This is a genomic window from Chromatiales bacterium, from assembly GCA_014323925.1.
Taxonomy (GTDB): Bacteria; Pseudomonadota; Gammaproteobacteria; order Poriferisulfidales; family Oxydemutatoraceae; genus SP5GCR1.
Window position 1 is genome coordinate 13,554 of record JACONC010000016.1, and the last position, 21,299, is coordinate 34,852.

Annotated in this window: 21 protein-coding genes and 1 tRNA gene; 4 read left to right on the forward strand and 18 right to left on the reverse strand. The window is 45.3% G+C overall.

The genetic code is table 11. The annotated features are described in order from the left end of the window. Window positions 1-26: 26 nt before the first annotated feature. From GDA45_06740 to gyrB, 18 genes are all read right to left on the reverse strand, one after another. Window positions 27-800 carry a putative DNA-binding domain-containing protein gene (locus GDA45_06740; GenBank protein MBC6414559.1) on the reverse strand — a complete coding sequence of 258 codons (774 nt, stop codon included), beginning with the start codon at window positions 798-800 and terminating at the stop codon, window positions 27-29. Then, on the reverse strand, window positions 793-1,644 hold the full coding sequence (locus GDA45_06745; protein MBC6414560.1) for a DUF692 domain-containing protein: 852 nt from the start codon (window positions 1,642-1,644) through the stop codon (window positions 793-795). The genes GDA45_06740 and GDA45_06745 overlap by 8 nt, the downstream gene beginning before the upstream one ends. Window positions 1,645-1,648: 4 nt before the next feature. After that, on the reverse strand, window positions 1,649-2,095 hold the full coding sequence (locus GDA45_06750) for a DoxX family protein (GenBank protein ID MBC6414561.1): 447 nt from the start codon (window positions 2,093-2,095) through the stop codon (window positions 1,649-1,651). A 126-nt stretch (window positions 2,096-2,221) separates the two neighbouring features. Further along, the gene (gene gspN / locus GDA45_06755; GenBank protein ID MBC6414562.1) at window positions 2,222-2,998 is read right to left on the reverse strand and encodes a type II secretion system protein N; all 777 of its coding nucleotides are present in this window, start codon (window positions 2,996-2,998) and stop codon (window positions 2,222-2,224) included. A gap of 12 nt (window positions 2,999-3,010) precedes the next feature. Beyond that, window positions 3,011-3,520, reverse strand: coding sequence for a type II secretion system protein M (locus GDA45_06760; GenBank protein MBC6414563.1), 510 nt, complete (start codon window positions 3,518-3,520; stop codon window positions 3,011-3,013). Between the two features lie 22 nt (window positions 3,521-3,542). Beyond that, entirely contained in the window at window positions 3,543-4,658 is a 1,116-nt protein-coding gene (locus GDA45_06765) for a hypothetical protein (GenBank protein MBC6414564.1), read from the reverse strand. Between the two features lie 169 nt (window positions 4,659-4,827). After that, complete coding sequence (locus GDA45_06770; GenBank protein MBC6414565.1) at window positions 4,828-6,135, reverse strand: general secretion pathway protein GspK; 1,308 nt, start codon at window positions 6,133-6,135, stop codon at window positions 4,828-4,830. Window positions 6,136-6,141: 6 nt separating this feature from the next. Further along, window positions 6,142-6,807 (reverse strand): type II secretion system minor pseudopilin GspJ, encoded by a 666-nt coding sequence (gene gspJ / locus GDA45_06775; GenBank protein MBC6414566.1) that lies wholly within the window; start codon window positions 6,805-6,807, stop codon window positions 6,142-6,144. Window positions 6,808-6,810: 3 nt separating this feature from the next. After that, window positions 6,811-7,251, reverse strand: coding sequence for a type II secretion system minor pseudopilin GspI (gene gspI / locus GDA45_06780; GenBank protein ID MBC6414567.1), 441 nt, complete (start codon window positions 7,249-7,251; stop codon window positions 6,811-6,813). A 21-nt stretch (window positions 7,252-7,272) separates the two neighbouring features. Next, window positions 7,273-7,917, reverse strand: coding sequence for a type II secretion system protein (locus GDA45_06785; GenBank protein MBC6414568.1), 645 nt, complete (start codon window positions 7,915-7,917; stop codon window positions 7,273-7,275). Continuing rightward, the gene (locus tag GDA45_06790) at window positions 7,874-8,281 is read right to left on the reverse strand and encodes a type II secretion system protein GspG (protein MBC6414569.1); all 408 of its coding nucleotides are present in this window, start codon (window positions 8,279-8,281) and stop codon (window positions 7,874-7,876) included. The genes GDA45_06785 and GDA45_06790 overlap by 44 nt, the downstream gene beginning before the upstream one ends. A gap of 5 nt (window positions 8,282-8,286) precedes the next feature. Beyond that, the gene (gene gspF / locus GDA45_06795) at window positions 8,287-9,486 is read right to left on the reverse strand and encodes a type II secretion system inner membrane protein GspF (protein MBC6414570.1); all 1,200 of its coding nucleotides are present in this window, start codon (window positions 9,484-9,486) and stop codon (window positions 8,287-8,289) included. Between the two features lie 485 nt (window positions 9,487-9,971). Continuing rightward, window positions 9,972-10,045, reverse strand: a tRNA-Ile gene (locus tag GDA45_06800). 10 nt (window positions 10,046-10,055) lie between these two features. Continuing rightward, on the reverse strand, window positions 10,056-11,843 hold the full coding sequence (gene rpoD / locus GDA45_06805; GenBank protein MBC6414571.1) for an RNA polymerase sigma factor RpoD: 1,788 nt from the start codon (window positions 11,841-11,843) through the stop codon (window positions 10,056-10,058). Between the two features lie 184 nt (window positions 11,844-12,027). Then, complete coding sequence (locus tag GDA45_06810) at window positions 12,028-12,954, reverse strand: methionyl-tRNA formyltransferase (GenBank protein ID MBC6414572.1); 927 nt, start codon at window positions 12,952-12,954, stop codon at window positions 12,028-12,030. Between the two features lie 138 nt (window positions 12,955-13,092). Next, the gene (gene def / locus GDA45_06815; protein MBC6414573.1) at window positions 13,093-13,632 is read right to left on the reverse strand and encodes a peptide deformylase; all 540 of its coding nucleotides are present in this window, start codon (window positions 13,630-13,632) and stop codon (window positions 13,093-13,095) included. A gap of 141 nt (window positions 13,633-13,773) precedes the next feature. Further along, window positions 13,774-14,562 carry an exodeoxyribonuclease III gene (gene xth / locus GDA45_06820; protein ID MBC6414574.1) on the reverse strand — a complete coding sequence of 263 codons (789 nt, stop codon included), beginning with the start codon at window positions 14,560-14,562 and terminating at the stop codon, window positions 13,774-13,776. 15 nt (window positions 14,563-14,577) lie between these two features. Beyond that, the gene (gyrB, locus tag GDA45_06825) at window positions 14,578-16,959 is read right to left on the reverse strand and encodes a DNA topoisomerase (ATP-hydrolyzing) subunit B (GenBank protein MBC6414575.1); all 2,382 of its coding nucleotides are present in this window, start codon (window positions 16,957-16,959) and stop codon (window positions 14,578-14,580) included. 217 nt (window positions 16,960-17,176) lie between these two features. Between gyrB and GDA45_06830 the strand changes: the two genes are divergently transcribed. From GDA45_06830 to GDA45_06845, 4 genes are all read left to right on the forward strand, one after another. Beyond that, a complete protein-coding gene (locus tag GDA45_06830; protein MBC6414576.1) occupies window positions 17,177-17,677 on the forward strand; it encodes a DUF2306 domain-containing protein in 501 nt (166 codons plus the stop codon). Window positions 17,678-18,170: 493 nt separating this feature from the next. Further along, complete coding sequence (locus GDA45_06835) at window positions 18,171-19,592, forward strand: FAD-dependent oxidoreductase (GenBank protein ID MBC6414577.1); 1,422 nt, start codon at window positions 18,171-18,173, stop codon at window positions 19,590-19,592. Next, entirely contained in the window at window positions 19,593-20,666 is a 1,074-nt protein-coding gene (locus GDA45_06840; GenBank protein ID MBC6414578.1) for a uroporphyrinogen decarboxylase, read from the forward strand. 278 nt (window positions 20,667-20,944) lie between these two features. Next, on the forward strand, window positions 20,945-21,208 hold the full coding sequence (locus GDA45_06845) for a transposase (GenBank protein ID MBC6414579.1): 264 nt from the start codon (window positions 20,945-20,947) through the stop codon (window positions 21,206-21,208). Window positions 21,209-21,299 lie beyond the last annotated feature (91 nt).

Below are 21,299 nucleotides of genomic sequence, written 5' to 3' on the forward strand. Positions count from 1 at the left end.
TTTGGTTTAACAACTGCCGTCTGTACTTACAATTTTGTCCCCAAAACGATGCCTTTGCGGCGCATATCCAGTAAAATCTGTGGAGCATTTTCTAGCGCAGCGTCTATATTAGCCGGGCAGTATTGTTCAGCAACAGCAACAACGGCAGCGTAGCCGCTGCTGTCAGGGTGTTCGGATAGGTAATCTAATAAAATCACAGTGATAGCATTGAGCAATATATAGCGCACCTTATCATTGGCGTCTCTGCAAATTACAATCCAATAGATCTCGTTAGTTTTTTCAGTCGGCCGGAAGTTGCGGTTGATGCGATGTACCGGCCATTGATAGCCGTGCCACTGTGCCACTGGCGATAATACTGGTTGCCCTTCTATCAAGTCACCATCAGCGTCTATTGCTGATCTATCGCTGTCGTCTTCTGCGATAGATACTACGAGCTCTGCATATTCGTAATGCGCTAATTCGTATAAGAAAGGAGGGTCGCAACGACGCGGAGTATGCTCTTTTTCTAGATATGCGACGAATTCTTCAGCGATATCAGTGAAATATGGTGAGTGGCATTGATGGTGAGAATAAAAAGAGCGCGCCAATGCACTCCAGTCGCCGGCTTCGTAGAGGCTTTTCAATACCGGAAATCCGCGCGATATAAACCCCAGCATGTTCTTGAAAAACAGCTGTCTATAGATATCAAGACGACGATCCTCCAAACCTAGCGGCGGTGCATGATGTTGTGGGTCGCGCAAGTGATCGGCGAGTTGGCGTTGCACTTGTTGAAAGTCAAGTGCAGGATTGTGCTTACCCATTCAAGGGGTGCTCAATTGATTCAAGGTCTTTCTGCATGGTGCGAATGCGGGCAACTTCGGCAAGTAAGTTGTCAAAGTTGGGGAAATTGAAGTCGCGCTCCAAAAGTGTAGGGACAGTACCGAATAGCTTGTATGCTTTGCTCAGCAGAGCCCACACTGGTTCTATAATGTCGGCACCGTGAGTGTCGACGATGAGGTCGTCAGCTTCGTTATAGTGTCCGGCGATGTGGCAGTATGCCACTCGCTCGGCGGGCAGTTCTTTGAGGTATTGCTCAGGATCAAATTTGAAATTAACCGAATTAACATAGACATTATTGACATCCAATAATAACCGGCAGTCAGATTTTTCCAGCACTTGATTGATAAAATCGGTCTCACGCATTACTTGTGCCGGTGCTATATACGCGGAGATATTTTCTATCGCAATGCGTTGGCCTAGAAAATCTTGTACTTGGCATATACGATCGGCAACATAATCGGCGGCATCTGGCGTAAACGGGATAGGCATCAGGTCGTAGAGATGACCTTCGTCTGAGCAATAACTCAAGTGTTCGCTGTAGTAGCACACTGAATACTGCTCTAAGAAGTCTTTGACTTGTTTGAGAAACTTCTTATCAAGCGCCGCCGGACTTCCGAGCGATAGCGATAACCCGTGGCAAAAAATAGGATAGCGGTCGCTTAATTGTTCAAACTCAGCTTTGAGCCTCCCGCCTATGCCTATCCAGTTCTCCGGTGCAATTTCAAGAAAATCTATCGCTTCGGCACGGCTGTTTTTGACTGCTTGAATAATATCTCTACGCAGACCCAGCCCAGCACCTGTTATAGAGTCAACAGACTGTACCATCTTTCTATTTACGCAACCAATTTATTACATAATCTACGCTTATTTTGCCAGCCCCGCTAAACAGTAAAACAAGCAACATAAGCAGATAAATCAGCGGTAACTTAAAACCATTGTCACACACATTATAGCCGTTGCCGGCGTGGACACTATACCATGCGACGACATCTAATATGATTAACGCAAAAGCCCAAAAGCGCGTTGCTAAACCAATTACCAAGCCTATCGCACCTATGACCTCGGTCCATGTTGCAATGAACCAACTAATATCAGTGGGTATGACATTAAAGGGAAACGGAAAATCATCGGCGATATTGTCAAACCAATTGCTACCGTTTAGCTTTTGTTGTCCTGCCTCCCAAAATTCCCAGGCTAGGAACAACCGCAGCAACAGCATCGAGAAAAAACTGCCAAAGGCGGAAAGTTTTGCATATATAATATCAATAATAGACATAATTAACCCTCCCGTAGTGGAATACCAATTATTGCATATTATCACACATTTGGGCAAACCTCTTGGCCATTACATCACCGGTGCCATTCTATATTTTGTATATATGGGACATAATGCTAAGTTAAGCTACAGTTTCGTGACCGGCAAAGCACCAGTCTTGGCTAAGCGATAACCACCCGTGTTGTTCACTTGTCCTTGTTGGGATAGGAAAGAGCGTAGCATAGCGTTTTCGCTTTCGACATCTATGTTATAACGGTATTTGCCGTCTTGGTTGAGCGTCGCCGTGCCTTGTGCGGTGAATAGTTCTCCGCCGCCGGTGATGTCGGCAATGAGAGATGCGTTTTCATCGGAACTCAACCCAATAGCAAAATCTCCCAACTGAAAAAGACCGACCACTACATCCTGCAGCATAAGCTCGCCTTGCAAGCTAGTGGGGAACGATGCGGTGAGCGGTATGATGATATCGGATAACGATAATTGTATGGCACCGCTGATTTCCGTTGTGCCGGCAGCAGTAGGCACTGGTATATCACTGAGTCTGCTAGTCAAGGATACATCATAAAACTGAGCTGCTACTGTTGAGATTACAGTTGTGAAAGCACCTTGTATCAGTTCGGTATCGGCTTCCATGCACATCGCCGATATTCCAGTATCAAGACTAGGACACCACCGCCAGGCAACTATTAATGTTTTCAGTTTAGCACTCACTTCTGGAGGGACCGGCAAATGGCTTAGCTGCAATGTTAGGGTTCCGTTGCCTATTGTGCCGCGCACATCGTTAATTGCTAACGGCAGGTCAGGGGTGTTATCGGCTATAAAACGAAGTGGCACAGTGACCGCCACAGACAGTACTACGAGTAATAGTAGTATCAATAAAGATAAAACCTTAACAATTAAGCGCATATATATTTAGCACTAGCTAGGAGGCTGTGTTAATGTAAAGTAGGCAGTTGCCGACACATTGCCACTGCCTTGGTGGCTTAAATCAAAAGCGTGCAACAAGTGTCCGCTACGTATATTTTCCTCTAGCCACTTCATCACTTTTCGTCCTTCGGTGTCGTTAAATTTAATTTCTACGAGCTTGCCGCCTTCTTCTTCGTCTAGTATTGCCACCTCGGCGTTCAGTTTGTGTTTTTTAATACTTTGATCTATCTCAGTGCGCAATTTGTCAAGGCCTCCCATCACTAAATCAGCACCCAGGGCATTGCGTTTGAGTTCGGCAATGGTTGCTATTTGGCTACGCACCCAGCGGTAGTCATTAGTGGATTGCCGATAATCCATCTGCGCTTGCTGGTATTGGTTATAGAGTGGTTGGTATACCAGCATATAAAATACAACGCCGATTAAAAAAAGGAATAGTGCGACCAACAAGACTTTCTCACGCGGTTCTCTGTCGTTCCATAATTCCATTGGTAATAAAGACATGGTTCAGTATCCGGTTATATTCTCAGCCTGAGCGAGAGGCACCTTCGGTTAATTTGAATTGCATAAGGCGGCGACCTTCGGCAGTATCCGATAGCTGTTTGGACTCAACACTAAAGCCGGCTAGATTTTCAATCTTTTGCTTAAAGTCGTCACCAGTTTCGGCAAAACTAAGATTTAAAGTGAGCGTGCCACCGTTTAGTTCAAGTTTTTCCACTCGGCACAGTATACAGCTGGATAACAATTTATCCACTCGTAGTAGGATAGCCCAAGTATTTTCGCGTCGTTGTTGATTATAAGACCTGAGCTGTTCTATATACTGCGCCACTTGGGTGCGTAGATTGGCTGGATCGCCTCCCGGCAGTTGCAGTTGTTCTGCTAGTTGTTCGGTCTGACGGTTGGCATTGTCTTGGTATAGGTTATAGCGTTGTATGTCGGAGAACATCACGTATAGATGGGCAGCAAAGGCGACAACTGCTAAAGCTATTGCTACCCGCCAGGGCTTCAGATAAGCTGCGGCAGCATCGCTTGAACCGTATTCGCCTTGCAGTAGATTGATAGCATCGACAGGTGCACCGCGTGCCATCATTTCATCGAGCGACGCCGGCAAAGGCTTAGCATCTTTTTGCCATGCCTCAGGCAATGCTTTAGTGTTATCACTATATATATCAAGCATTGCTGAATGGGCGCACGCTGAGACTAATGCAGCAATCCACTCTACGCTTCCGGCGTTGCCAGAGTGATAGCTGTCGCGCATCAAGCATCTATCACTTTCGAACCATATCGTTATTTTCTCATCCGTATAAGGCAATGCATATAGTTCTGGTATCAGTTTGTGTGGTTTTAATTGCTCTGCTTGTGCTGCTTCCGTATAGTGGTGCATCAGTCTTTGAGACACCGCTATCACCGGCACCTGCTCAGTAGCGTTTTGATCATAAGCAAAATGGGTTTTTTCTATTGGTGCGATAAGCTGGTCTTCCAATGCGAAAGGTATAGTTTGCCGCCAAGATTTTTTGCTTTTGGTCGGCATAGTGGGCTGAAAAAAAGCAAGTTCATCCATCGCCAACCAGACGATTTCTTTACTTTTATGGGAGCTTGCGGGTATCTCTACAAGCTCTGAGCTTGGTGTTACTTTCCACATAGGTTTAATTATGATTAATCTATTAGCTAGTCATTGAGTGTCGTATCGGCGTGGTGACATTACCATCATTTCCATATTGCTATCTTACTATATCCATCGTAATTAGGCAGCTGCGTAAAACATTTACATGCGAACATATATGCGAACAGCTCTCACGAAATTAGCATTGCTAACTATGCTTTTCATCGTTGTAGCAATTATTCAAATTCATTTTTTCAGCCATAATTTCATAAGGATTGTAGCCTACATAATGTCGCTCAAGCACATACACCTTATAAGGGGACTCTAGAGCTTCGCGATAAAACAGGCTCTGCATTCGCGTCGTTGTTCGGCTTTGCCCTCGCCCTATGCTCAACTCTATATAAGTGGCAAAAAAACGACTCTGCACATCAAGATATGCCTTGTGCCACCAACGCTTCTCTTCGTCAGAGATATATTCTTTTAGCAAATTATCTATGGCTTTTCTATTGGGTAGAGGGGTTTCGCGTATATCACGATAAAGATCCTCGGCACTGGACGCGCTGATATAAGGTAGCGTAGTAAGCACTGCAAGTGGCGCAGTGTTGATGTTAATGCGTCGACGGTAAGGCGCATCGGTAGGTAAGGCAACGACATAGGTCAATATTCGGTCCATACCTAACTCAAAATCACTGTTGTCAGGCTGCCCGACACTTTTTAGTGGAAATTCTTGGAATGCGTTAATGAGGTATAACTCGTTGATTGAGGCAATCGGTCCATTGGCGGTACGATACGGAGGTTGGGCAAAACTATAGTCGGCACTCTCAGCCCCTTTGGAGCGATAATCGTCGTCGTCATCCAGCCAATCTTGTATATTATCTAAAAACTCGATCACTTCGGCATCACTTAAATCTAAGTCTTCCCTTAAATATAACTCTTTAAAGCGTTCGGCGTACCAATCTCCCACCTTTCGTGGATTTTCTCGGACATCAAAAAAATCGTTATCATTTTGTAGATTGGGTATCTTTAGTGACTCCGTGTCTAACAAGTTGTTGATATTGAGTATCGCTTGTAAATCGTAAATGCAGAGCTTAGTTTTTTTAAGGCCGATACTTTCAAATCTTCCGATTAACGGGGCTATTTTCTCTGCCAACTGCTCGGCGTCCGACCAGCTTTGCTGGGGGTGTTCGTACTCTTGCGCGTCTTCGTCGTTATCGCTGGATACATCATCGTCGGTAAAGCTATTCGTAGATGTCGTGTTTTCGTCGGCTAATGCAGCGTAGTAATCGTATCCTTGCTCACCTTGTTCCTGACGATCTTCCTCTAAAATGCCGGCTGCTATTTGCTCGAGAGAAAGGGCGAGCAAAACAGCTTGCTCCTTCTCTAAAACTCTAGCCATACGCGTGGTGTCTAGATTTTGACTATAAAGTAGCCACGACGCAGTTGCCGAAACCGCCGCCACCACTATCATCACGGTTATTAGTGCGATGCCCGAAGATTTATGATCAGGTGATAACATCTATGGCTAGTCGGCAAGCCGCCAAGGGTATTCTCCTAAACCTGGGAAACGCCTGCTAAAAGTACGCTCGTTATCGTTTTGGTCTCTGAGTACCAGTTCTACTTCTATGCCAGTGCCTTCATCGCCTTCGTCAGTCGGTAGCGACTCTAGATAAGCACGGCTATTTTGATCTTTTTCTCTCACCACGCTCCAGTAAGGCTGAATATCAAACGATACTACATTTTCTAACAAAACGCTAACCACCGGTTGGCTGTCTTGTGATCTATCCAAAACTGGCCACGACAAACGGTAGAGCCTATCTTCCTGCTGACAATAAGAAACACGATAAAGTCCGGAGCGGATGAGGCCACCTGGCTCGACTCCAGCGCGACTAAAAGAAACCTCACAATAATAGCTATCGTCGCGAGTGTATTCATTGGTTTCCTCTTGAAAAGCTGGCAGTCTCTCTTCGCCGAAGGCTGGTAGAATCGGGCGCCGTGTGACATTCAAAAAGTCGTCCAACAACAATGTCATAACCAACTGAATGTCGTTTAATGTAGCTGATTTTTCCTCTACATTTTGTTGCACCATCATAGAGGTTTGTAGACCCTGAAAAGTCATCGCCGAAATTACCGCAAAGATAGCCATCGCAATCAACACTTCTATCAATGTAAAGCCTGTTGATTTAGGCATTTTTTAGCAAGATATTATGCTTAACTCAGCAATTGCACGGGTTGTGTCGGGGTCGGCATTCGGCGCGTAGACCTCTACTGAGAAAAGCGGAGGAGAGCTGATGTCTGTTTGATCTATTACTGTACCATCGCTAATATCGCTGATAACCTCAACACTCTGCAACCAACGCCAGCGCACACCTGCTTGTTCTTCGTAGCCTTCCGATGATCCACTATTTTCGCATTGATTACCAGAATTACGATTATTATGTAGGCTAATAAGTGTATTCCAGGCGACCAAGTGTGCCATATAGCGTTCCTGTAAATAAGCTTGTGCCGATGAGTAGTTGGCAAGCCCATCCAAAGAAGCACCCAAAGCAATAGCCAACACGACCACTGAGATTAATACTTCAATCAAGGTGAAACCTTGGCGACGATGTCGTTTTCTCGGGTAATTGCTATGCATAACCACTCTCGGCAGGACTAACTAATAGTCCTTGGGTTCACCAAAGCGTACGCGTCCAGTTGCTGTCCAGCTTAAACTGAGATATTGCTCTCGGTCGTAGACTACCCGCATCGTCCCGCTAGGCTGCCACAGACCAGTGGGGTGAAACTGCACAAGCGGCCGCCAGCTCGGCTTTTTTTGCGTTGATTCGTCATCATCCAAGAGCAGTTCTTCTAGTTCTTCTTGTGCTTGAAGCTCAACATACTCGGAGACTGAGGAAAACTCGCTACCTTCGGCATCTTGAAACAAAAGTTTCCATCCGGCTTGCATTGCGACTCTGATATTTTCGCAACCACTCGGAAAGCAAGTACTGTTGCACTCCCAATCCCGGCGTTCTTCGTTTCGACAAAGCGGTTGCAAATAGCGCGCTTGCTGGTCCCACGCCATCGCATAGCGGCGACCGCTGAGGATCGCCTCGTCGGCCATTACATTCATCAGGCTAACCGTATTGCGCATGGATTCTTGCACGCGCCCGCGATCACCCACTGAGACCGATAGCACTCCTGCACCAATTATAATAGAAACAATCAGAACCACAGTAAGCAGTTCTATGAGCGTAAAACCCGATACGCTAGTACTCCGCTTATTGGTCGAGATTCCAGTTGCCAATATCCTGATCAAAGTCATTGCCACCATCCCGGCCATCTTTACCATAACTATAAATATCAAATTTAGAGGTGTTATTTACGCCCGGATTGCGGTATTGATAGTCGTTATTCCACGGGTCTTTCGGCACTTTGTCCAGATAGTTTCCGGATACCAGCTGCGATAAATCGGATGGGTAATCGAAGTTGTCCAGGCGATATAAATTAATGGCGTTGACCAAAGTGCGCACATCTTGCTTGGCGCGTACTTGGCGGGCGTGTTCCGGGCGTTCCATAATCGACGGAACCACCAGCGCTGCCAATACACCAAGTATAACTACCACCACCATAATTTCTATTAGAGTAAAACCTGCTTGCTTTGTTCTGCGTAGTCTATGTTTATTCATATCTCTCATATCAGTTGGTTCATTTGTATAATAGGCACGAGTACCGCCATCACAATAAGCAGCACCACACCACCCATCATTATAACCAACAAAGGTTCAAATAACTTCAATCCAGTGTCAATGACTGTCTTAAGTCTTTGGTCGTAATAGTCGGCTACCTTTAACAGCATTTTGTCTAACGCTCCGCTTGATTCGCCGCTGCTGACCATGTGAATTAAAAAAGGTGGAAAACGTTCGGCTTTGAGTAGTGCTTGATGCAAGCTATCGCCTTCACGGACGCGGTTTGCTACTTCATCCAAATCGCTTTTAAGGGCTAGATTGTCGACCCGCTCGGATGCGATGCGCAGAGAGTCCATCGCCGACACACCGCTACCTAGTAGCATACCTAGGCTACGTGCCCACCCCGACACATTGCCGACGACAAACCAGTAGCCTAAACGCGGCACTTTGAGTAAAAATCCATGCCATTTTTTCTTTTTTTCGAGATCTCGCAACATCAGCAAAAAAATGACCAAACTACCGGATGACAAAACAAAAAGGTAAAATCCGTAATTCTGCAACCAGTTGCTAATAGATAATAACGCAAGTGTTAACCCAGGAAGTTCCTGATTCATTTGACCGAAAACCCGAGTAACCTGTGGCACCACATAAACTAGCAACAAGATAATGACGGTGATGGCGACGGTCATCATAAGCAACGGATAGATCAACGCGGTCATCATCGATTGTTTGGCTTTGCCACTGTGTTCAACATCGTCGGCTAACCGTTCCAACACCTGCTCTAAATGGCCGGTCTCTTCGCCCGCCGAGATAGTCGCAATATAATCGGACGGGAAAGTCGCAGGAGCCTTCTCCAAAGCATGTGCCAACGAATGTCCTTCTGCAACCTGGCTTCTGATAGCACTTACCAAACGCTTAATCGTCACATTTTCGGCTTGCTCAGCCATCAATCTTAAGCTTTGTTCAAGCGGCATACCCGACCCCACTAAAGTAGCCAGTTGGCGGGTGAGTAACATCAGGTTGTTGCCTTTTAGTTTGCTCTTGAACTGAAATAATGTACGACCCACGCTAACTGGGCTCAGTTCTAGAGGCATTAAACCGCGTTCGCGCAACTGCTGGCGAAGATGTTTCTCCGATTCGGCTTCTAATACATCTTTGCGTATTTTTCCCGACTTGTCATAGGCTTTGTAATTGTATGCTTGCATAAGCATAGTATATACCATAGACCATTGTTTACTTTATCATTGTATGGTGCTGTGTCGTGCCGGGTTAATTAGAGGATGAAGCGGCAACAAGTTATTGTAAATAGGCGTTAAACTCTCCTCAAGATTTGTTGTTATCAGTAAGTATTCGGATGATATTATCTGACGCTACGGTTTAACTAGACGAGCAAAAGCAGCGCTAGTTTAGCTTCGCCCGTTGTCCGCCGATGACAATAGCAAAGCAAGTGTAGTGGTTAACTGCAGTGTAGATATAGTTGTGGGCACGACGAACAAGATAGTGGACGATATCGATCGCAAACTAAGGTTTTGGCAACTAAGCTTTAAGTCTGCTCTTGATACGCTTGCAAGGACTAGATGCTTTATTTTTGGCCTCTATGCATAACCTAGTGGTATATACCAATTCGCAAATAGCTAAATTTCTGCCTAAAACTTTTCATTACTTGTCGGCCAGTAATAGAAAAAGGAAATGGGCCCGGCAGGATTCGAACCTGCGACCTAAGGATTATGAGTCCCCCGCTCTGACCGACTGAGCTACAGGCCCCCAGATTATTTTAATCGGAGTCTAGGAAACTGCGAAGTAACGATGCGCGCGACGGCTGGCGTAGTTTTTTGAGTGCCTTCGCTTCTATTTGGCGGATTCTCTCGCGCGTGACATCAAACTGTTTACCTACTTCTTCTAAGGTATGATCGGTATTCATATCAATCCCAAAGCGCATTCTCAAAACTTGTGCTTCTCTAGGAGTAAGAGATGTCAACAAATCCTGCATCGCACTTTTTAACGCTTCACTATATGCGTTTTCATCCGGCAGTTTTATATTTTCATCATTGATGAATTGTTCCAGTTGCGAGTCGCTGTCATCACCCACTGGCGTTTCTAGAGAGATCGGTTCTTTGGTTACCTTAATGACTTTGCGTATTTTTTCTTCCGGCATATTCAGATAGTCGGCAAGTTCTTTAGGCTTAGGTTCTCGTCCGAGTTCTTGAACAAGTTTTCTGGTTGTACGATTAAATTTATTGATTGTTTCTATCATGTGCACTGGGATACGTATAGTGCGCGCTTGATCGGCAATCGAACGCGTAATTGCCTGACGAATCCACCAAGTTGCATAAGTCGAGAATTTATAACCGCGACGATATTCAAATTTATCAACTGCTTTCATTAATCCGATATTTCCTTCTTGAATCAAATCCAAGAATTGCAACCCTCGATTGGTATATTTCTTGGCGATTGATATCACCAAGCGTAGATTTGCTTCGATCATTTCTCTTTTGGCTCGTCGGGCTTTGGTTTCAGCAGACTTCACCGCGACACTAATTTTTTTAATTTCGGTGATCGACAGCCCAGTTTCCTTCTCTATTTGAGTCAGTTTGTTTTGTTCTCTGCTCATTGCATCTTTATAGGGGCGTAGTGCATTGCTGTACTTGGAGCGCAATAGACTATGATCTAAGCGGTAACCGATTTTGTTTTCTTTGGTACGCTCGTTGAAATACTGCTTAGGAATTTTTGCTTTTTTAACACAAATATCCAATAGTGTTCGTTCAATCTCATAAATCTGTGCCTGATACGATTTCAAGTTTTTATTTAAGGCTTCGTTGACAGACGGTGTTAGGTTAAGTTCTAGTAATAGGTCGGACATTTTTTGGCACAGTCGCGCATAAGAACGCGGTGTGCTACGCACCGACTTCAATCGTGATCTTTTATAAAGATTTCTTAACTTTTCAAAATGCAGGTCTAAATCTTGTGCGTCAATTTCTTCTTCTTGGAAATCGGGATCTATCATCTCTAAAATATTCATCTTTTTAGTTTCTTCTTCGTCGACCTCGCACTCTTCCCAGAAGCCGTTGGCTATTTGCTCTTTAATCTCGCCACTTTTATACTGTTCGTAAATACTAAGCAGTAACATAATCGCCGGTGGGAATGTACCCAACGCCGCGCGCACTTTATCCATTCCTTCCTCTATGCGTTTGGCAATTGCTATTTCATCTTCTCGGCTTAACAAACTAACTGCCCCCATCTCCCGCATGTACATGCGGGTTGGATCTGTCGTTCCTCGAAGTTCGTGATTGGTATGGGTTAAAGCTGTGGCAACTTCCTCAGGTGGCATCTCGGTTATCTCGCCGTTATCGAGCATGAGTTCGTCTTCAGTCGGCAATTTTTCAACGATTTTAATGCCAGATTCATTGAGCATCACGGTAATATCCTCTATTTGCTCGGCTTCAACGATATCGCTGAGCAAATAGTCGCTTAGTTCTGCGCAACTAATGAAACCGCGTTCCTTAGCCTTAGCCATGAAATCTTTATTTAATTTAATTTTTACAGATTTAGGTTGTTTAACCATAGAGCTCTCTCAAATATAGAAGGCGAATTATACCATAAGAACATCTCTAATTAACTTGCGTGTACGATGCCAAGAATAGAAAGTTTTAGTCACAGAATTTGATAAGTGAAGATATTTAAGTAATTTTATAATCTCTTTCATTATAAAATCCTAACCAAGGAGATTACCTGATAATTATAAGGTTTTATCTTAGCATAGTATCGGCAATTCTATGGCCGTTTGCATAAGCGGTTGCCGTCATAGGTTTACCGCCGGGTGGTTGCACCTCGAGTAATTCCAGTGTACCTTCTCCGCAACCTGCGTATACATTTCGTTTGGTAATTTTGAGCCGTGCAGTTTCAAGATCGTATGCACAAACGCGTGCCGATAGGACTCTTAGTATCTGTTTTCCTATGTAGGTCTGCGCAATAGGCCAAGGGTTATAAGCACGAATTTTACAAGCAATTTTATATGCTGAATGCTGCCAGTCAATCCATGCTTCTTGTTTTTTGAGTTTTGGTGCATAGCTGATACCTTCGTCGGATTGGTGTTGTGCTTGTGCTATAAATGCGCGTATAAGGTGATCCTCATAATTTAGCAAGGCACCGATTGCATCGGCACCTAAAGTAAAAAGTTTTTGCTCTAAACTCGCAGCAGTGTCGGTTGCAGTGATAGAACATCGATGTTGCGTGATGATAGGACCAGCGTCCAGTTCGGCGACCGTGCGCATCAAGCTAATTCCGGTTTCGGTATCTCCTGCTTCAATAGCACGAGCAATGGGGGCAGCACCGCGCCAGCGCGGCAATAGTGAGGTGTGAATGTTGACGCATCCCACCGGCAGATTAGCAAGTAATTCATCAGGAAGCACCTTGCCGTAGCTCATCGTAATCATTAGGTCCGCTTGCAGAGCGGCGATACACTCTATTTCTTGTCGTTCAATTTGTTCGGGCTGTATGACTGCTAAGCCGTGTTGAAGGGCTGCTTGTTTAATCGCACTTGGGCGTTTTTTTAAGCCTCTACCCGCCGGGCGGTCGGGCTGAGTCAGAACTGCCACGACATCGTGCCGCGACGACAAAACGGTGTTGAACACTGGTAGCGTAGGCTCGGGTGTTCCGGCAAAGATTATTTTCATAACAACTAATTTTTATAGTTTGCCATCGGAACAAGGTGCAATGAAGAGTGGTGGCAATGCACCTAATATGCAAAAATAATCTCTGCCTCTAGGTCTGTGTGAACCTAATTACACAGCTCCTTGGCTTTTGACAGCATATTAATCAAGCGCATAAGGGACTTTTTCGCGCTGCGGTACTTTGCCGGAGCGTTTAATTTCTTTGACTCTTTCCAATACCAGCCTGCGTTTCTCCGACGACAGATAGTCAACAAACAGTTTGCCTTGAAGATGATCTATTTCGTGTTGTATGCATACCGCAAGTAGTCCATCGGTTTCTATTTGTAGCGGAGCACCAGTCTCGTTTAGCGCCTCAACAACTATTCGCTCGGCCCGCTGCACACGAGCATAGATACCAGGCACTGACAGGCAGCCTTCTTCCATTTCTTCTTGCCCTTCTACAGCAATAATTTTCGGATTAATCAAGCACATAGGCTGGTCTCTATGTTTGGATATGTCTGCAACCAATATCGCTTTCTGAATATTAACCTGAGTAGCTGATAAGCCGATGCCGTTGGCATCGTACATAGTCTCAAGCATATCGTCTTTAATGCGGATAATTTCCTCGTCAAAGACCTCAACAGGCACCCCCCTTTTGCGCAATCTCGGGTCAGGATAGGTTAAAATTGTTAGCTTAGCCATTGTAAATATAGTATCACGCTCCCTTATTACTCTACTAGTGCCTGTTGCTAGGGGAAGTATCAATTCCCAGTAATAAATTATACATTACTTATAAAAATTTGATCTTTTGTATTATTGGAACTGTTTTTATAAATTCCTAGACTACTGTAATACAAACTCGGCGACTATCGGCGCGTGATCAGACGGTCGTTCCCACATACGCGGTTGTCTGTCTATAGCGCTGGATACACAACATTCGCACAGGGCTGAGCTGGCAAGTAGGAGATCTATACGCAATCCGGCGTTTTTATCAAAGCTACCGTCTCGGTAGTCCCACCAGCTATAGCTGTGCTCGCGGTCATGTTCGAATAAACGAAAAGTGTCGGCAAGCCCCAAATCAAAGAAAGTTTTGAGTTTCTGTCGCTCGGCTTGGCTGCATAAAATACGCCCCGCCCACTTCTTCGGGTCATGCACATCGGCGTCGCTGGGTGTGATATTAAAGTCGCCCAAGACAATAAGTTGTCGGTATTTCCTCATCTCGGCTTTAATAAAGGCGCAGACATTTTCCAGCCACTTGAGTTTATGTCGGTAGCGCTCGGAATCCACCTCAGAACCGTTGACCACATAGAGGTTGATGATACGTATGCCGTTTATGGTTGCCGCCAAGACCCTTTTCTCGCCGTCGTCTAAGCCGTTCACTTCAGTGCGTGTATCATGCACCGTGCTACGGTGCAACAATGCAACTCCATTGTAGCTTTTTTGTCCGCTGAAAATTGCTTGATAGCCAGCAGCCTCTATATCATTTATCGGAAATTGTTCGTCGGGCACTTTGGTTTCTTGCAGCGCCAGTACATCGGCTTGTGCGTGATCAATCCAATTCAGTACCTGCTTAAGACGAGAGCGTATCGAATTAACATTCCACGATGCCACTTTGAAGGTCTTATGCTGCACAGGATGTGTGAGAGTTCAGATGTCCAAATTGATGACTGATAATGCGTGGTTTTCTATGAAGTCTCTTCTGGGTTTAACCTCGTCGCCCATCAGTTGCGAGAACACCTCGTCAGCCATAGAGAGATCTTCTATTTTGACGCGCATCATTCGTCGGGTCGCCGGGTCCATCGTCGTCTCTCGCAGTTGATCAGGATTCATTTCACCCAGTCCTTTATAACGCTGCACCGTCAGCCCTGATCGCGCTTGTGCAAACAGCCAGTCTACTACCTCGCCGAAGTTGGTTACCAAGCGCTTTGTTTCATTCGCTTCAACATAAGTTTCATCGCTAATCAGGGTAGCTATGCTATCCGCCATATTGCGTATCATACCGAAATCGGCGGATTGGAAAAAACCCTCTAAAAAGGTGTCTTGTTGTTGATAGCCGTGTACTTCGCGCACCACCGTGAGTAACGCATCCGATGTTGCGCTATGCACCGTGTAGCGCACACCTGGTGGGCAGTTTGCGTGCAACAACTTTTGCAAGTGGCTGGCCCAGCTTTGCATCGCTTTCTGGTGTTTCTCTTCGCCTGCCGAGAGCGATGGTATGAAAAGCATTTGTTTCAAAACCAAGTGGTCATGGCGACGGGCTAAGCGTTCTATAACTTTAGTGGTTGCCAAGTATTCTGAGATTAGGGATTTCAAAGATTCTCCCTCTAGCACGGTTGCTTTTTTATCATTTGAGATTATCAAACGAGCATTTTTAATTGCCAACTTTAGCAGGAATTTATCTAGTTCATCGTCGTCTCTTAAATATTGTATTTGTTTCCCCTTTTTAAGTTTATAAAGTGGTGGGAGTGCGATATACAAGTAACCGTGTTCGACCAGTTCACGCAGATAACGAAAAAAGAAAGTTAGCAACAAAGTGCGAATATGGGAGCCATCTACATCGGCATCAGTCATAATAATAATACGGTGGTAGCGTAGTTTTTCTATATTGTATTCTTCTTTTATGCCGCACCCCAAAGCTGTGATTAAAGTACCGACCTCGGCGGATGCGAGCATCTTGTCAAACCTGGCTCTTTCTACATTTAAGATTTTCCCTTTGAGAGGTAGCACGGCTTGGGTTTTACGATCACGACCCTGTTTTGCCGAGCCCCCTGCAGAATCTCCCTCAACCAGAAATAGTTCACTCAAGGCCGGGTCTTTTTCTTGACAATCGGCTAATTTGCCGGGCAAGCCGGCGATATCCAACACACTTTTGCGGCGTGTCATCTCGCGTGCTTTGCGAGCTGCTTCGCGCGCCCGAGATGCTTCTACTATTTTCCCGACAATAGCCTTTGCTTCAGCGGGGTTTTCAAGTAAAAAATCGTAGAACTTATGCGACAACCCAGAAGCGACTGCACCACTCACTTCCGACGACACCAGTTTCTCTTTGGTTTGCGACGAAAACTTGGGGTCTTGTACTTTAACCGATACCACTGCGGTCAATCCTTCGCGAGTGTCCTCGCCGGAAATGGAAAGTTTCTCTTTGGTGATATAGCGGTTTAGTGTACGGGTCAGTGCGGTGCGAAAACCTGAGAGGTGGGTACCACCGTCGCGTTGCGGAATATTATTCGTATAGCAGTGTATATTTTCAATATAACCATCGTTCCATTGCATAGCGATTTCTACTTCTATCTTGTCTGCCCTACTAAGGCAGTGGAAGATGTTCGGATGCAGGGCGGTGCGGCTTTTGTTCAGGTGAGCGACATACGCTTTAATGCCACCATCGTAATTAAACTCGGCAGTTTGCCCGCTACTTTGATCTTCTAACTTAATCTTGATGCCTGAGTTTAGAAAAGCCAATTCGCGCAAGCGAAAGACCAACTGCTTATACTCAAAGCGAATGTTACTAAAAATCTCTTTGCTAGGCACAAATCTAATACGGGTGCCGTGTTTATTCTTGCTACCTTCAACGGTAGTCAAATCGTTTAGCGGCTTACCCATAGCATACTTTTGCGTGTAGGTCTTGCCGTCGCGCCAGACGGTTAATTCGAGATATTCGGATAATGCATTGACGACCGACACCCCGACACCGTGTAGACCGCCCGACACCTTATAAGAATTCTCATCAAACTTCCCGCCAGCGTGTAAAGTCGTCATAATCACTTCAGCTGCCGATCGTCCCTCGCCTTTGTGCACATCTACTGGTATACCGCGCCCATTATCGGTGACAATAACCCCGCCGGCTTCGTCTATAATGATGTCAATTTCGTCGCAATGGCCGGCTAGAGACTCGTCTATAGAATTATCGACAACCTCGTAAATCATCCGGTGCAAGCCAGTGCCGTCGTCGGTGTCACCGATATACATACCAGGCCTTTTTCTAACCGCTTCCAGCCCTTTTAAGACTTTTATACTAGAGGAATCGTAGGCCATAGAATGAGGATGTGAGGGTTAAGAGCATACTTGGAGTTAAACTTTTATAAAGGGTGTTTTTAGTTATCATATTTTAACACACTATGATGTTATAATTCCGCGATTATGAGGGTGTCTTAGACATAAAACTATAAGACATGAGAAATATAATTTATTTTTATTTAGAAATTACCGAACAGCTATTCGGTGTAATTCCGCTTTGAGATGCCATCTAAAAATGTATAGTTCGTTGACTGGGGTAATTCCCTATATAGCAGAAATTTCTCTGATGATACATATTGGTAGTGGATTTATTGCAATCGCTCTGGGTTTAATTGTTATGCGCTCGCGCAAGCATTATGGGATCCATACCAAAGGGGGAGTGCTGTATCATTGGCTGATGTTTGCTGTATGCTTGACTGCCATATTGTTATGTGTTTTGGCTTGGCCGCGTATTTGGTGGCTATTGCCTGTAGCCATAGGTTCCTATGCGCTAGCGCTGCTGGGTTATCTATCTGCGCGTGCTCGACGGCAGAATTGGTTGCCTTTACATGTTTCATGTCAAGGAGGATCCTTTATTGCACTGATTACGGCGTTTCTGATTGTCAACTGGGAGTTTCTCACTGGCGAGGTTGGACTCTATTCTATATGGGCATGGATTATACCCACCATCGTCGGCACACCCATCATCATGTGGGTTCAAAGGGAGATTGCTTTAGGTCGGCGTCCGCATCGTTAAATGGTTTGTTAAGGTTTTGCTTGAGTTTTTTGTGTAAAGCTCTGCTGAATTGGCTCAGTCCACGGGATATCTGTTGTTCTATAGTGTTATTGACGAAGGTGTTATCACAATCGGAATAGATGGCGAGATGGCACACCGACGATGATTGAGATGCCATTTTATTATGATAATAGTGGTAATATAATTTCGTTTCATGTTTATATAGTAATTGTCTTTCTAATAGACGACCGTAGTTAAAAAAATGCCCTAGAGCGAAGATAAAGACAGCAGGAGGAAACCGAGTGACAGCGAATCATCTGATGTCCCCCTCACTTCAATGGGCTTATTAGATAGGCATATATTTGGATTTAAGAAAAATAAACCTAAACAAGGTGGTTTATCCGAGAACCAGCCACCAAACAGTAAAAAGACATCCTTTAATTCCGGTTGTAGCAAATCAAAACCATTATAGATACATGGTTTATAATTAGGTTTGTTTAACGCGCATCATTTGATAATGGCAAATTTAACCCAATTTATTGATCTTCCCAGACAGAGTCCGGAAAAGACAGCAGTAGAAGTTCGTTTGAAGAGATGGGATGAAATATACGGACAGTTTAGTCCTGAAAAAGCATCCCAACAAGCGGGTCGATGTATTGAATGCGGCAATCCGTATTGCGAATGGAAGTGTCCAGTGCATAATTATATTCCGGATTGGCTCAAGCTGATAGAAGCAGGAAACCTCACTGAGGCTGCCGAACTCTCGCATAAAACAAACTCCTTGCCGGAAATCTGCGGGCGTATTTGTCCACAGGATCGTCTATGCGAAGGGGCGTGCACACTCAACGACGGTTTCGGTGCGGTAACGATTGGTGCAGTGGAAAAATATATTACTGACGAAGCTATCAAAATCGGTTGGAAACCGGATTTATCAAATGTCTTAAAGACCGACAAACAGGTTGCAATCGTCGGTGCCGGCCCGGCCGGATTGGCGTGCGCCGATGTATTGGTGCGCCACGGTGTGAAGCCGATAGTTTATGATCGCTATCCGGAAATTGGCGGTCTACTAACTTTTGGCATCCCGCCTTTTAAGCTGGAAAAAGAAGTAGTTCTAGCCCGTCGCAAAATGATGGAAGAAATGGGTGTCGAGTTCCGTTTAAACATAGAAATAGGCAGTCCTGCTATGCCGTTTAATAGTTTGCTTGATACCTGCGATGCAGTGTTTCTGGGCATGGGAACTTATACTGCAATGACCGGCGGATTTCCAGGTGAACAGTTACCGGGTGTGTATAAGGCATTGCCTTTTCTTATCTCTAATATCAACCGCCTGATGCATTACCAACAAAATGGCGATGAATATATCAGCATGGAGGGTCGTCGGGTGGTGGTGTTGGGTGGTGGCGACACCGCAATGGATTGTGTACGCACTGCGATCCGGCAAAAAGCGATTGCAGTGAGTTGTGTTTATCGTCGCGACGAAGAGAATATGCCGGGATCTAGGCGTGAGGTGCGCAATGCGAGGGCTGAGAAAATACAATTTCTATTCAATAGGCAACCTGTTGAAATCATCGGTCAATCTCGTGCCGAAGGTGTAAAGGTGGTATCCACCCGCCTGGCTGAACCTGATAACCGTGGGCGGCGTAGACCGGAGATCGTGCCAGATAGTGCTGAGATTATTCCTGCCGATGCAGTGATCATTGCCTTCGGCTTTAGACCCAGTCCAGCACCCTGGTTTGCCGAGTTTGGCATATCGACTGATGCAGTCGGCAAAGTACAAGTCAATGGTGCCATTCCGAGTGAGCACAAGTTTCAAACAGCCAACCCGGCGGTTTTTGCTGGCGGCGATATGGTGCGCGGTTCGGATCTGGTTGTCACTGCGGTATTTGAAGGACGAGAGGCTGCCAAAGGCATACTAAACTACTTAGGCGTTGCATAAATGGGCAATAAGCAACCGAATACTCGTCTTTTAGACGCCATTGCGCATCGCCCAGTTGATAGAACACCAGTGTGGATTATGCGCCAAGCAGGTCGCTATTTACCCGAATACCGCCGAGTGCGTAAAAAAGCTGGCGACTTTCTGACTCTATGCAAAACGCCCGAACTTGCTTGCGAAGTCACATTACAACCGGTTGAACGTTATTCTCTGGATGCGGCCATTATCTTCTCCGATATTTTGACGATACCTGATGCTATGGGGTTGGGGCTTGATTTTGCAGAAAATCAAGGTCCCTTCTTTAACCACCCGATACGCAGCGAGAAGCAAGCGGCTGCATTGAACTTGCCAGATGGGGAAACGCTCGACTATGTTGCCGAAGCCGTGCGCCTTGTATGCCGAGCATTGGATGGACGCATTCCGTTGATCGGTTTCACCGGTAGTCCGTGGACGCTTGCTACTTACATGGTAGAAGGCAAAGGTGCGCATAATTTTTCTTTGGTTAAAAAAATGATGCTAGATTATCCCGATATTTTCAAGAGTATGCTGGAATTGCTCGCAACTGCAGGTGGCTTGTATCTTGCTTCTCAAGCTAAGGCCGGTTGTCGGTGCGTGATGGTCTTTGACTCTTGGGGTGGTGTACTGACCTCAGAGCATTATTTGCAATACTCCCTTACGCCAATGAAAAAGTTGATTACTGTCTTCAAAGACCAAGGCTATTCGGATGTACCGATTATCTTGTTTACTAAAGGCGGTGGTTTATGGTTGGAAGCCATTGCAAAAACTGGCTGTCAAGCAATTGGATTGGATTGGACTGTTAATATTGGTGAAGCAAAGCATAGAGTGGGCAAACATGTGGCTCTGCAAGGCAATCTAGACCCAGCGATATTACTGGCATCCAAGCAAGCGGTGATAACCGAAACACGAAGGGTGCTGCGTGCTTTCGGTGGCGACTCAGGGCATATATTCAACTTGGGGCACGGTATTTATCCGTCGACCAATCCCGATCATTTACAGGTACTGATAGAAACGGTGCAAAATTATTCTTCTGGACACAACGAAAATACAGCCGAATAGAGGATGGGTACATTTAGACTCGGCTTATTTACTGTAAGCTAAACGCCTGGGCATATGTAATGTCTGGGAAGCCAGAGGTGACACACCGCTTCGAGGCATGAACTAAAAGTTCGCGCAACTGATTGATACACCTCTGGCACTTTGATTATAGAACTCGAAAGGCAGCTTGGGACTTATTAGATCTCGTATTTACCTGTTTAAGCGTCGTAGTCAGAGCTTTCCCAGACCACGCTTATGATCACATACCATCTACTTAATAGCAATTACGGAGGAGGATGATGAAACCTAAACAAGCTACCACCATTGGCGTGGATGTCGCAAAGAAAACTTTAGATGTGGCATTATTATTTAGTGATGAGAGCTATACCAACGAGAACTTTAGCAATGATGCTAATGGCATCAAGCAACTTTTAAGCTGGATTCGCAAACAAGGTGGGCAAGGTTGTCCCTTGTGTCTTGAAGCGACCGGCAGGTTAGAGATGAAGCTTTGCTTGATGGGCTATCAAGCCCAGTATCCGATACGCTTGGTACCCCCTGTATAGTGCCAGAAACAGGTATATTTAGATTCGGCTGATTTACTGTAAGCTAAACGCTTGGGCATATGCAATGCCTGGGAAGCCAGAGGTGACACAC

Coding starts and splice junctions, on each gene's coding strand:
- GDA45_06810 (MBC6414572.1), bottom strand. CDS start 12,954: ATGAAAATAATCTTTGCCGGAACACCCGAGCCTACGCTACCAGTGTTC.
- GDA45_06790 (MBC6414569.1), bottom strand. CDS start 8,281: ATGAATAAACATAGACTACGCAGAACAAAGCAAGCAGGTTTTACTCTA.
- GDA45_06745 (MBC6414560.1), bottom strand. CDS start 1,644: ATGGTACAGTCTGTTGACTCTATAACAGGTGCTGGGCTGGGTCTGCGT.
- GDA45_06760 (MBC6414563.1), bottom strand. CDS start 3,520: ATGTCTTTATTACCAATGGAATTATGGAACGACAGAGAACCGCGTGAG.
- GDA45_06785 (MBC6414568.1), bottom strand. CDS start 7,917: ATGACTTTGATCAGGATATTGGCAACTGGAATCTCGACCAATAAGCGG.
- GDA45_06830 (MBC6414576.1), top strand. CDS start 17,177: ATGTATAGTTCGTTGACTGGGGTAATTCCCTATATAGCAGAAATTTCT.
- rpoD (MBC6414571.1), bottom strand. CDS start 11,843: ATGGTTAAACAACCTAAATCTGTAAAAATTAAATTAAATAAAGATTTC.
- GDA45_06740 (MBC6414559.1), bottom strand. CDS start 800: ATGGGTAAGCACAATCCTGCACTTGACTTTCAACAAGTGCAACGCCAA.
- GDA45_06750 (MBC6414561.1), bottom strand. CDS start 2,095: ATGTCTATTATTGATATTATATATGCAAAACTTTCCGCCTTTGGCAGT.
- GDA45_06845 (MBC6414579.1), top strand. CDS start 20,945: ATGAAACCTAAACAAGCTACCACCATTGGCGTGGATGTCGCAAAGAAA.
- gspN (MBC6414562.1), bottom strand. CDS start 2,998: ATGCGCTTAATTGTTAAGGTTTTATCTTTATTGATACTACTATTACTC.
- GDA45_06765 (MBC6414564.1), bottom strand. CDS start 4,658: ATGTGGAAAGTAACACCAAGCTCAGAGCTTGTAGAGATACCCGCAAGC.
- gspJ (MBC6414566.1), bottom strand. CDS start 6,807: ATGCCTAAATCAACAGGCTTTACATTGATAGAAGTGTTGATTGCGATG.
- gspI (MBC6414567.1), bottom strand. CDS start 7,251: ATGCATAGCAATTACCCGAGAAAACGACATCGTCGCCAAGGTTTCACC.
- GDA45_06840 (MBC6414578.1), top strand. CDS start 19,593: ATGGGCAATAAGCAACCGAATACTCGTCTTTTAGACGCCATTGCGCAT.
- gspF (MBC6414570.1), bottom strand. CDS start 9,486: ATGCAAGCATACAATTACAAAGCCTATGACAAGTCGGGAAAAATACGC.
- GDA45_06770 (MBC6414565.1), bottom strand. CDS start 6,135: ATGTTATCACCTGATCATAAATCTTCGGGCATCGCACTAATAACCGTG.
- gyrB (MBC6414575.1), bottom strand. CDS start 16,959: ATGGCCTACGATTCCTCTAGTATAAAAGTCTTAAAAGGGCTGGAAGCG.
- def (MBC6414573.1), bottom strand. CDS start 13,632: ATGGCTAAGCTAACAATTTTAACCTATCCTGACCCGAGATTGCGCAAA.